The 11,997-nt window shown below is 46.0% G+C and carries 8 protein-coding genes and 1 tRNA gene; 2 read left to right on the top strand and 7 right to left on the bottom strand.

Annotation, left to right across the window (positions count from 1 at the left end; genetic code table 11):
• The 7 genes from J3491_RS11590 to J3491_RS11560 all read right to left on the bottom strand — a co-directional run.
• Positions 1-2,285 (bottom strand): ESPR-type extended signal peptide-containing protein (locus J3491_RS11590; protein WP_207970316.1); only part of this gene is annotated, 2,285 nt, incomplete at its 3' end.
• Positions 2,286-2,996: 711 nt separating this feature from the next.
• On the bottom strand, positions 2,997-3,485 hold the full coding sequence (locus J3491_RS11585) for a YgjP-like metallopeptidase domain-containing protein (RefSeq protein WP_207970315.1): 489 nt from the start codon (positions 3,483-3,485) through the stop codon (positions 2,997-2,999).
• A gap of 256 nt (positions 3,486-3,741) precedes the next feature.
• A complete protein-coding gene (betT, locus tag J3491_RS11580; protein WP_207970314.1) occupies positions 3,742-5,787 on the bottom strand; it encodes a choline BCCT transporter BetT in 2,046 nt (681 codons plus the stop codon).
• 356 nt (positions 5,788-6,143) lie between these two features.
• Positions 6,144-7,844 carry a choline dehydrogenase gene (gene betA, locus J3491_RS11575; protein WP_207970313.1) on the bottom strand — a complete coding sequence of 567 codons (1,701 nt, stop codon included), beginning with the start codon at positions 7,842-7,844 and terminating at the stop codon, positions 6,144-6,146.
• 157 nt (positions 7,845-8,001) lie between these two features.
• The gene (betB, locus tag J3491_RS11570) at positions 8,002-9,516 is read right to left on the bottom strand and encodes a betaine-aldehyde dehydrogenase (RefSeq protein WP_243456377.1); all 1,515 of its coding nucleotides are present in this window, start codon (positions 9,514-9,516) and stop codon (positions 8,002-8,004) included.
• A 134-nt stretch (positions 9,517-9,650) separates the two neighbouring features.
• Positions 9,651-10,232: a TetR/AcrR family transcriptional regulator gene (locus tag J3491_RS11565; RefSeq protein WP_207970312.1), complete on the bottom strand. Its 582-nt coding sequence runs from the start codon at positions 10,230-10,232 to the stop codon at positions 9,651-9,653.
• 31 nt (positions 10,233-10,263) lie between these two features.
• Positions 10,264-10,608 (bottom strand): DMT family transporter, encoded by a 345-nt coding sequence (locus tag J3491_RS11560; RefSeq protein ID WP_207970311.1) that lies wholly within the window; start codon positions 10,606-10,608, stop codon positions 10,264-10,266.
• Positions 10,609-11,225: 617 nt separating this feature from the next.
• Between J3491_RS11560 and J3491_RS11555 the strand changes: the two genes are divergently transcribed.
• Positions 11,226-11,301: transfer RNA gene (locus J3491_RS11555), tRNA-Asn, on the top strand.
• A gap of 202 nt (positions 11,302-11,503) precedes the next feature.
• Positions 11,504-11,833, top strand: a complete 330-nt coding sequence (locus J3491_RS11550) for a CopG family transcriptional regulator (protein ID WP_075100607.1) — start codon at positions 11,504-11,506, stop codon at positions 11,831-11,833.
• The last annotated feature ends 164 nt before the right edge of the window (positions 11,834-11,997 follow it).

Raw genomic sequence — 11,997 nt, 5'->3', positions numbered from 1 at the left:
GTTTGAGCGCCTACTGTGATCGCGCCTGTGCCTGCGTCTTGACGGACAATACCGGTGCGACCAGCATTGATGTCTGCGATGTCATCAGTGTTGGTAGTCACTCTGTCATTGGTGGTTCTGAGCTGCGCGACGTTTACCGCATCAGAATCATTGGTACCTGCTGCCAATCCAGTTAATTGACGGGTAACTCCGTTATCACTATCTCCTAAAGCTACAGCTGCTCGAGTAGATTGCCACACATTTGATGTTTTGGTAGTTGCGCCACCCGTAGAAGGGTCAAAGCCTTTAATACCTGCTTCTATATTAGCTATAGAGTCTGCACCAATGGCAACACCACCTGCTTTATTTGCTTTAGCTCCTGCGCCAATAGCAGTACCATTTGCAGCTGCAATAGATTCTCGACCAATAGCCAATGCATCTACACCTGAAGTGTTTGCCAATCGACCTATGGCAATACTAGCTTCACCCTTGACCCTTGACCGTTGACCGATAGCAATTCCGTAAGAGCTTGCAACGTCAGCTGTATCACCACCAACAACAGCGTTGTCACCAATTGCAATACTGCGGGTATTGTGTGCCTTAGCCTTATTACCAAGCGCCACCCCAGCAGAGGCTGCAACAGCTTCACTGCCTATCGCCGTTGCATCAGAGCCTAATGACCCAGCTTTATTACCAATGGCAACCCCCCTATCATAGATGGATGTTGTCGCATCAGTACCGAGAGCAACAGAGTTAGTCCCCCTAGCCCATGCTTTATTACCAATAGCAACTGCACCGAATGATATGTTAGCTCCCGTATCGGGTTCCCTGGCAACCTTCGCCCCAAGCCCCATAGCGATAGAGCTATAATGACCATCAGCAACTTCAGCATCTTTACCAATGGCTATTGCATTGGTGCCTTGTGCACCGTCATTGTTTACGTTACCACCAGCTGTAGAATTCACGCTGAAATACTTGATTTTATTGTCTGCAACTGTTTGGTTCAGCTGACCGAAGTTCACCGCGTCATTGTCATTAACGCCATTAGCGACACCTGTCAGTGTACGGGCATTGCCTGTTGAATTTGTGAAATCAACGCTTGTACCACCAGTAGCAGCGCCAACAGTGATTGGACCTGTACCAGTATCTTGGCGAACGATACCGGTACGGCCATTGGCCAAATCAGCAATGTTACCTGTGTTAGTTGCAACATTGGTATTTGTGTCCTCTAAAGCTGAATTAGTAGCAGCCAACTGGCTGCCGTTAATCGCATCGGTGCTGTCTGCACTAATTTTACCACCAGCAACATTCTTTATTTGCCGTTCAAGCCCTGTCATACCAACAGAGACTTGCGCACCTGTCTTGACATCTGTACCGTCAAGCACACTACCAGCAAAGTTGTAAGTCTTGCCACCTATAACGACTGTTTTTTCGGACGTAGCATCGTTATCGGTCTGAGCACCTGCCCCCAATGCTACAGAACCTGACTTTGTAGCTGTAGCTGATACCCCAAAAGCTGCAGAACCCACACCAATAGATGTTGCCTGAGTACCAAACGCTGTTGATAGAGCGCCAATAGACTGCGCTTGCACACCAATAGCGACAGAAGCAGGGCCTGCAGTTTCTGTACCGATGTACTGCTTTCTATTAACGTCTGGAATATTTGGGTCATTTGCGCCGTTTGCGTCTGTGTAGACTAAATCGCGACCGGCAAACTTTTTAAAGGCCTCATTTACATCGCCACTATTTAAACCGTTATTAGATGTACCATCTATATTTCTACTGGATGCTGAGTCTAAATCATCACCACCGATAGCGATAGAAGAATTACCGCTAGCTCGAACATTGGCACCCAAACCTACCGATTGATCGCCCTTTGTTTGAGCGTCATAACCTATAGCGACGCTCTGTGCGCCTTGGGTTTCTCCTGCGTCTACCTTAGTAGTTGCGTTGCCGCCTATCGCTATGTTGTTTCTACCACTAGCATCGCTACCGCAGCCAATAGCAATATCACCGCTAGATCTATCTGCTGCAGTACTGGGATTGCTAGTAGCATCACAAACTTCAGTATCTATTGAATTAGGTCCTACGACAGCCACTACCTGCATACTAAACCCAGAGGCTGCAAGCCCTGTACATATTGCCGTCAAGCGCATCAGCTTCGTTCCTGAGCTTACCGCACTCGATGCCGCTGAGCCAGAGCTCACCGCACGATTCGATGACTTACCACGGGCTTTGGCATATTCGGCAACTGCCATAAAGCAGCCAAGCGAGCGATTCCAGATAACTTTATAATTACGGTTCATGATGTACTTCCCTTACTATCAATTAAGCATTTTCTATAATGGCAAAATTTATATCTTTAATGCAATATAATCAGATAATTTCACGCTTTATATAGACACACTCATAAAATATAAAAAATTTTATAAGCCGGTTTTATTACAGAGCTACTCTCTTATAAAACATAATAATACACATGTACACATAGTCAACTTTATTATAGTATTTAATGATAATTTAAATAAATTCACTTATATTAATATATTAATTCTTAAATAAGAATATATAATGTATTTACTTTTTCCCTTAAAGAAATTAGGGTATTTATTATTTTTGTGGTTTTTATGCTGTCGTCTATGTTCTTGATTACACATGAGCCAATACAGCACTATAGGTCATAAACATGACAGTTTGAAGTCACAGATCTTCGTCAAGCCTTATACCGTACCTACCTTGTTATGCTTTCTACATTATAGGATGGTTATACCTATAATTAGCTATGGTTGATTGGCAGTATTTGATTCGATAACATAGGCTTAAAATTAACTTTTATCTGACCGTATAGAAAAAACAAAAATTATCTTTGGTAATAAATTGTAAAAAACCACTGTTTTATTTGGAAGCCAAAAACAACTATGTCATCAAATATAAAAAACTTAAAACATATATTTTAAATAGATGATTTTTTTTGGTTATATAGTTTTTTTCGGTTCGTGCTCAAATGCAAAAAATTTCTAAAACTCACGCCAATGCAGCCATAAACGCGTGTCTAATTCAAACTGATGATATTCTGGCTCCATATGGCAGCATAATTGATAAAATGCTTTGTTGTGCTCATGCTCCTTAAAATGTGCCAACTCGTGCACGACGATCATGCGCAAAAACTCAGGCGGCGCTTCTTTAAATAAGCTGGCCACCGTAATGCTGTTGTGCGATTTGAGCTTACTGCCTTGGACGCGAGACTGCGTGGTATGAACCCCCAGCGCCTGTTTGAGGACTTTTAATTTGCTACTATAACTGACATTCGATAGCGGGCCGATTTTGCGCATAGACTGGTTTTTTATGTCGTTTATATATTGATAAAGCGCCTTATCGCTTTGCACTTGGTGCCGATTGGGATATTTGCTTTCTAGATAGTCGCCCAGCCTGCCCTCGCGGATGAGCCGTGCTGCTTGGCTTTGAATATGCTCAGAATAATGAGCGATGTACTTGAGTGTGGTCACAGATTTATCCTTTTATATAGGGTATGTCTTAGTCAAAATACTTTAAGTACACTATGATACGGCTGGTATAGATATCATGTTTCACTGACTATACTTTACAACTTATCTCTATATATTTTACCTTATACCACCTATTGACCTATCGTCAGCTCATAAATAAACCCCATAAGCTAACTGTAACTTATGGGGTCATCTAAAAGACAATCTTGTCACGGCATCTAGCCAGTTAACATCTGGTTATTCAACATCTAGATAATTAACGCTCTAAATGTAGATACTGCAAATGGCACTCATACTGATGCAGAATATCAACCAGCACTTGCTCTTTGGTGTAGCCAACCAAGTCGTACTCCTGTGAGCCATCGCTTAAAAACACCTCAGCACGGTAGTAAAACTCAGCATGCTTGGTCGAAGTATTCAGCGTAAAATTAGGGCGCTCAGCTTTGATGAGATTGACTTCATAAATAAAGTCATCTTCATCTCCATGACCGACGCGCAGCTTGATGCCATCTATCTGACCATTGTCATCGTCTAGACCTGCATCGAGATCGTCACCGATATTGGCCAAATTTCGCACATCCAATGACGTCTTTAGACCGCCAGCTCTTAGCTCTTTTTCGACATCACTCATGGCAGGTTTGACGATGTTTTGTAAAAACCGCTCGACTTGCGTATGGCTTGGAAAACTAACAATACGCTGCAGACGCGCTTTCCAGCTCTTACCGCTATCAAGCACGTTTGCGGTGCCAACCGTACTGGCTTTGCGCTTATTGCCCTCTTCTTTTAGGCTGCGCCACATCGACATCATGTAAAGCACCAAAATCAGCGAAAATGGTAAACCTGCGATGACAGACACCGACTGCAACGAGGCAAAGCCGCCGGCGAACAGCAAGCCTAGGGTAATTAAACCTGTTGCCGCTGCCCAAAACAAACGCAGCCAAACCGGCGCATCAGTATCATTGGTCATACCTTTTGAGCTGAGATTGGCCAGTACTAGCGCACCAGAGTCCGCTGAGGTCACAAAGAAAATAAGCCCGATAACCACGCCAGCGAATGATAAAACATCGCTAAAAGGAAAGTACTCAAACAAGGCAAACATACCCATTGCCGCGTCATTGATGGCGATTTCACCAAGCTCCGTCGCGCCATTGGCCACCAAGTCTATCGCTGAGTTACCGAAGATAGAGAACCAAGCAAAGATAAAGCCCAGCGGGATAAACATCACACCAAAGACAAACTCACGCAAGGTACGGCCACGGCTAATACGCGCAATAAACAAGCCGACAAAGGGTGCCCAAGCAACCCACCATGCCCAGAAAAATATCGTCCAGCCTGATTTCCAATCGGCACCAGCGCTGCCGTCATAAGCATAGACGTCGAATGTTTTGAAAACGATGGTTTGGAAGTACTGACCGATACTTTGGGTAAAAGTATTGAGCAAGTACACGGTATTGCCCATCACCAGTATCGCGATCAATAGCAATATCGACGAGAGCATATTGAACTCAGACAGGCGGCGTACGCCCTTTTCTACACCGGTCATCGCTGAGATGGCGGCAGCTAAGACCACGCCCAAGATGATCAAGCTCTGCACCATCTTGCTCGACTCGACACCGAAGACATGCGTCAAACCTGCGTTGGCCTGCAACACGCCGATGCCTAAGCTGGTGGCAATCCCCATTAAGGTACAGACCACGCCAAAGGTATCAATGCCATCACCGAGCCAGCCTTTGACTAGGCGCTCGCCAAAGATAGGCGTCAGCGGTGAGCGTAGCGCCAGCGGCATGTTTTTGCGATAGGCAAAGTACGCTAGCGCCATACCAATCAGCGCATAAATACCCCAGCCATGCAAACCCCAATGCAAAAAAGTCTGAGATAACGCTTGGCGCATCGCTTCGGCACTGGCAGGCTCTAGCCCCGTATGCGGGGTGAGATAATGCATCAACGGCTCAGAGGCACCAAAAAACAATAAATCGATACCAATACCAGCCGAAAACAGCATCGCTGCCCACGCCAAAAAGGGAAACTGCGCTTTTTCGTGGTCCTGCCCCAGCTTGATATCGCCGTATTTTGAAAAGCCCACAAACAAGGCAAAAATACTATAAGCAGCCACCACCAGCATGTAATACCAGCCAAAACTCTCTGATACCCACGCCATGCTCGCGCTTAATAATGCCTCACTATAATCTGGCAAGGCAATCGTCCAAACAATCAATAAAATAGAAATAATCGCTGAGCCTAAAAAAACCGCTTTATTTAGACTCAAGGGTTTCGTCGCATCTTCTGATGGCGAGCTGTACATAAAAGACCTCAATAGGTAAATGAAACACCGTCTGATATTGCTTTGTCCGTCATAAACTGACGACTCATCGCCACATTATGTGTCCATAAATGCATGACGCACAAAGCAGTACCAATCAATAAAAATTTGCTAAACAGTCCGCAGACCCCTTAGCAACACCTTTAAAAAATAATTAAAAGATAATCGGCGCAAAATAAAGCCGATATGCTCATTTGCGTGCGGTACTGATGATGTCAGTGCTCACAAGAGTACCAGCAAATCTGCACTGATAAAAAAGACCTTTACGTTGAAAGGCCTTTTATTTGAAATTGACGTTATATTATCCTGATATCCTGCCTACTGGCTGGCACGTTTATTTATACAGTCGTATGATAAGCACGCATTGGCTCGGCTCTGAGCGGTGCGCCATTGGCGACATAATAATCCGCGGTCGAGCGTGGTAATTGCTTGCCGCGCATCTTATCGACGATTTTTTCGGCCAGCATAATGGTGGTGGCGTTTAAGTTGCCGCTGATGATATTTGGCATAATCGACGCATCGACCACGCGTAGGCCATCGATACCATGTACCAGCCCTTCACCATTGACCACCGAATCATTGCCCTCACCCATCGCACAGGTGCACGACGGATGATAAGCGGTCTCGCTATGGTTGCGGACATACTCATCGAGCTGCGCATCGGTCACCAGATCATCGGTCGGCGCAATGGCGCGGCCGCGATACGGGTCAAGCGCTGGCTGATGCATAATCTCACGAGTGATACGCATCGCCGCGCGGAACTCCTGCCAGTCTTGCTCATGCGACATATAGTTAAATAAAATGCTTGGATGCGCGTTGGGATCTCTTGAAGTGAGCTTGACGCGGCCACGACTCGGTGAGCGTAGTGAGCCCACGTGCGCTTGGAAGCTGTGCGATTTTACCGCACTGCGGCCATCGTAACGCACCGCTAATGGCAAGAAGTGATACTGGATATTGGGGTGAGTAAACTTCTCATCGGTACGGATAAAGCCGCCTCCCTCAAACTGATTGGACGCGCCAAGACCAGTACCCATAAACAACCATTCAGCACCAATCGCAGGCTTATTCCACCATTTATTGGCAGGGGCAATCGACACCGGCAGTTTGCATTCATACTGCATATACAGCTCTAAATGATCTTGTAAATTATTACCAACACCCGGCAACTCTAAAACCTCATTAACGCCTACGTCTTTGAGCCATTGACCAGGGCCAATACCAGAGCGCTGCAATAACTGAGGCGAAGCGATAGCACCCGATGAGACGATCACTTCACGAGCGGCATAGAATTTTTTGGTTTGACCTTGATGCTCAACTTTGACGCCGACCGCGCGCTTACCATCGAACAAAATCACATCGGTCAAGGCACCGGTCAAAATCGTAATATTGCTACGTGGTTTGGCACGGTCGAGATACCCGCGTGCCGTTGATGCGCGGCGACCATTTGGCGTGACAAAACGATCCATTGGGCCAAAGCCTTCTTGCTGATAGCCGTTTAAATCCTCTGTACGCGGATAGCCAGCTTGCACGCCTGCTTCAATCATCGCTTCAAACAGCGGATTGACGCCAGGTTTTGAGGTGGTCATCTCTACCGGACCACCGACGCCATGATAGTCATTTTCGCCTGCATCGCAATTTTCTGACTTTTTAAAGTAGGGCAAACAGTCGAGATACGTCCAGTCCTCTAAGCCTTTGATTTTGGCCCAGTCATCAAAATCGAGCGCGTTACCACGGATATAGCACATGCCATTGATGAGTGATGAGCCGCCAAGCCCTTTACCGCGGCCACAGTCCATGACGCGGTTATTCATATATGGCTCAGGGTCGGTTTTGTAGCCCCAGTTATAAGTAGTGCCTTGTAGCGGCATCGCGAGCGCCGCTGGCATCTGCGTGCGAAAGTCTAGTCGATAATCGGGTCGACCAGCTTCTAATAGCAACACCCTAATGTTGGCATCTTCGGTCAAGCGCGTGGCCAGCACGTTTCCGGCTGAGCCTGCACCGACAATGATGTAGTCATATTCAGGTGTGGTTGATGTCATAAAACGCTCCATAATAGTAAAATACGTCATGCCATCAGTAAGCTCACATCATGCGGGCATATCCGCCTACAGGACGCGCTTACTGACGACAACTTTCTTTGTACATTAAAACAGGTGGTTAAAACAGATGGTTAAAAAACAAACAGTTAACAAACCATTAAAATACTGACTCAAACTTACCCAGCTCGACTTGGATGGACTTGGTCTGCGTATAATGCTCAAGGGCTTCGATGCCATTTTCGCGGCCGATACCCGAGTGCTTATAACCGCCCACTGGCATTTGCGCGGGCGACTCGCCCCAAGTATTTAGCCAGCAAATACCAGCTTCAATCTGCCCGATGACGCGATGCGCGCGGGTCAGATCTTTGGTCACCACCCCTGCGGCCAAGCCGTACTCGGTATCATTGGCACGGCGAATGACTTCCTCCTCGGTCTCATAAGTCAATATCGACATTACTGGACCAAATATTTCTTCACGCACGATGGTCATATCATCGCTGCAATCGGTAAACACCGTCGGTGCGACAAAGGCACCATTGGCAAGCTCGCTAGTTGTTACTCGCTCACCGCCAGTTAATAGACGCGCGCCGCCCGCTTTACCTTGCTCGATATAACCCAGCACTCGCTCCATATGCGGGAAGCTCACCAGCGGCCCCATATTGATATCTTCATCCATCGGATCACCGAGCTTGATACGTTTAACCCGCGTCAAAATCGCTTCTTCAAACTTGGCTTGTAGCGCTTTTGGTATAAATACACGCGTGCCATTGGTACAGACCTGACCGGTACTATAGAAGTTCGCCATCATGGCGATATCCGCTGCCATATCGATATCGGCATCGTCAAAGATAATCAATGGCGACTTACCGCCCAGCTCTAAGGTTACGTCCTTGAGCGACGATGATGCGGCGCTTGCCATGACTTTTTTGCCCGTTGGCACCCCGCCTGTAAACGAGACTTTGGCAATATCAGGATGCTGGGTTAATGCTTCGCCTACTTTATAATCGCCTTGCACGACGTTAAATACGCCATCTGGCATGCCAGCTTCGGTAAAGATTTCCGCCAGTTTGAGCGCCGTTAGTGGCGTGACTTCTGAAGGTTTAAAAATCATCGCGTTACCTGCAGCCAATGCTGGTGCAGCCTTCCACATGGCGATTTGAATCGGATAGTTCCACGCGCCGATACCGGCGACCACGCCAAGCGGCTCACGGCGCGTATAAACAAAGCTACTATCACGTAGTGGAATCTGACGACCTTCAATCATTGGCGCAAGCCCAGCGTAGTACTCAACGACATCGGCACCAGTGACGATATCGACATACTTAGTCTCAGAGTACGCTTTACCGGTGTCCTTGGTTTCAAGCAATGCCAGTACGTCATTGCGCTCACGCAATATTTCTACTGCCTTTGACAAAATACGGCCGCGCTCAACTGCGGTCATCGCCGCCCATACTTTTTGCCCTTGTTGCGCCGCCTTTACTGCTTCGTCGATTTGCTCAGCGGTGGTTTGCTGAATGGTCGCCAGCACTTCACCTGTCGCTGGGTTGATATCGTCAAAGGTAGTCAGCGACTCGTCGACCGCCAGATAGCGACCGTTGATATAAGCGGTCTGTGTCTGCGTTAAATCAATAATATCTTGTAAATTATTTACGTTTGTCTGAGTAGTTGTCATAAGTTCTCCTTAGGGCGACTAAAGCTTTATAAAAAAGCGTTCAGTCAATCATGCCGTTATGGGTTAAAGGTTAAATTTTTTATGTGTATTATTCATCGAAACTATTTATCAAAGTTATGTATTAGAGTCAGTTATCAAGGCTGTTTATCAAAGTGCTGCTGCGTCATATTTATCAAGCGCTCACGTAATGAGACTTTGTCCGAGATATCGATACCCGAAAAATCCGAGAGCCAAATACCATCGGCGACCAGACGTACCATGCATAGCGTTTCGGTATTGTCAGTATCCGCGTGTTTTTTTAGCTGCTCATTTGACCATTCAGCCCAGCGTTCGCGTAGCATTCGGTCTCCTAACATCAATACATACAAGGTCGCTTGGCTATTAAACTCGGCCTGCCCTTTTTCGCCCAAGCTAATAGTGGCATCGATATAAGCGCGGGTAAACGAGCCGTAGCTGACAGGATCTTTTGCCATGGCGGCATTGACTTCCGACTCAAACTTGGCCATCGCATCATAAAACACCTCTAAGATGAGCGCGTCCTTGGTAGCAAAGTGATGCATCACCCCGCCTTTGGTTACGCCGACGGCATCCGCCACCGCTTGAAAGGTCACTTTAGACAAGCCCTGCTCTAGCGTGATACGCGCTGCCTCATCAAGCAGCGCTCGCCGTACCAGTTCTGGCTGTTTTTTACGTTTATGCGCGTTTTTTATTTCCATTTTTGTGTCCATGTTCATTTTCCCCTACCTGTCAGTGCACCACAGAATTAGACAATAAGTTCATTACAATGACACCGCCGACGATCATCGCTATGCCAACCACCGCTGCTGTATCGAGACTTTGCTTAAAAAAGAACACACCGACCAATGAGGTCAGCACAATCCCCAGACCGCCCCACAGCGCGTAGGCGATGCCAAGTGGTATGGTCTTGATGGTCTGGGTCAATAAATAAAACGAGATGGCATAAAGCACGCCCATAATCAAGGTCGGCACCAAACGGGTGAATTGCTCTGACTTGACCAAAAAGGTCGTGCCAACCACTTCACAAATGATAGCAATGGCGAGATAACCGTAAGCAATGATGGTAGGACTCATAGCTAAAACACCTGTGTTAAATCCAGCGTACACGCTTGATTGAGTGAAATGGATAAGCAATAAATAATAGAATGTAGCCCCCAAAGAAACCACACGGTCGGTATTTTATAGAAATAATCCAGCAATGTGAAGGACAACCCAGCAGTTTTTTTGTTTCAAGCGATGTACAGATTGCTTTTATATTCAAAAAGATAGCCAAGTTATCTAATCAAATTACCCGCAAAAGCTTGATAACCAACGCTGACAGCAGATTACTTAAACCATAAATAAAAGTAGCATATCGCTGATATTTTTTTGTTACACGCCGCAGGTAGATGGAGACTTTAACAAAACAAACACACTATTAAGCCCATCCATATCCAGACCTATTTGCCCTAACGCGCCGTCTTATAGATACATCATTCTGAGATACGCTTATGACATATTAGGGTCGTTTTTATCGCTAAAATGCGCCAAAGACTGAGGGCTGGCAGTCAAATCTCACAACAACTAAAGAATATTTGCGAATTATGTCAAAATAAGGTTGACAGCTTATACCGACTTGGCTAAAATGTGCCCCACATAACGCAGACAGCAATTACTTTTAGCCTGTCATATTTACCGTTATAACAGCTTATTCTCCAATAGCTCAGTTGGTAGAGCAACGGACTGTTAATCCGTGTGTCCCTGGTTCGAGCCCAGGTTGGAGAGCCATATACGAAAAACCTTCATCATTATTTGATGAAGGTTTTTTTATGGCCGTCATTTTTGGCTCAGACAATTCTCTTATGAAATCAGTGATATAAATACCGCTGCGGTGTTCATTTGGCCGATTTTGTTGTATGGTAAGAGTAGTTTGCTTGGGTTCGTTTTGTCTGAATATTTTACTCCTACTCACTAGAAATAATGGTTTATTATGATACCTGTACGTGTAAAAAATAAGTTTTCTGACCATCCGCAAAAAATCATGCGCCCGGTCAGTATTCGGCTGTCTGAAGAGATGATCGCATTATTAGAGACCACCTCAAAAGAGCTGGGCTTTAAGCGTATTCAAGGACTGATTCGCCTATACATTCGTCAAGGGCTTGATCGTGATCATCAAGACTATACCCTAGCGCATGATGAAGTGTTTATCGAGTCTTTACGCAAGCGCGGCGTCAGTCAACACATCATCGATGAGGCCATCGTGGTGACTCACAATAACAACATCTCCCACCCCCTATCCGAGCTACAAAACGACGATTAGCAGAGATGATTAAGAAAGCCGATTCGATATACTGCCGACTATATATAGACGACAATATATAATCGACGATATAGTCAGTCTAGAATAAAAGAGATACAACCCATATCATGAAACAGCTTAGGTAGATTATTCTCCATCCAGCCTTGACGTAGAAATTTTGCCTG

This window comes from Psychrobacter halodurans, from assembly GCF_017498075.1.
GTDB classification, from domain to species: Bacteria; Pseudomonadota; Gammaproteobacteria; order Pseudomonadales; family Moraxellaceae; genus Psychrobacter; species Psychrobacter celer.
This window is presented reverse-complemented; position numbering and strand designations above follow the sequence as displayed.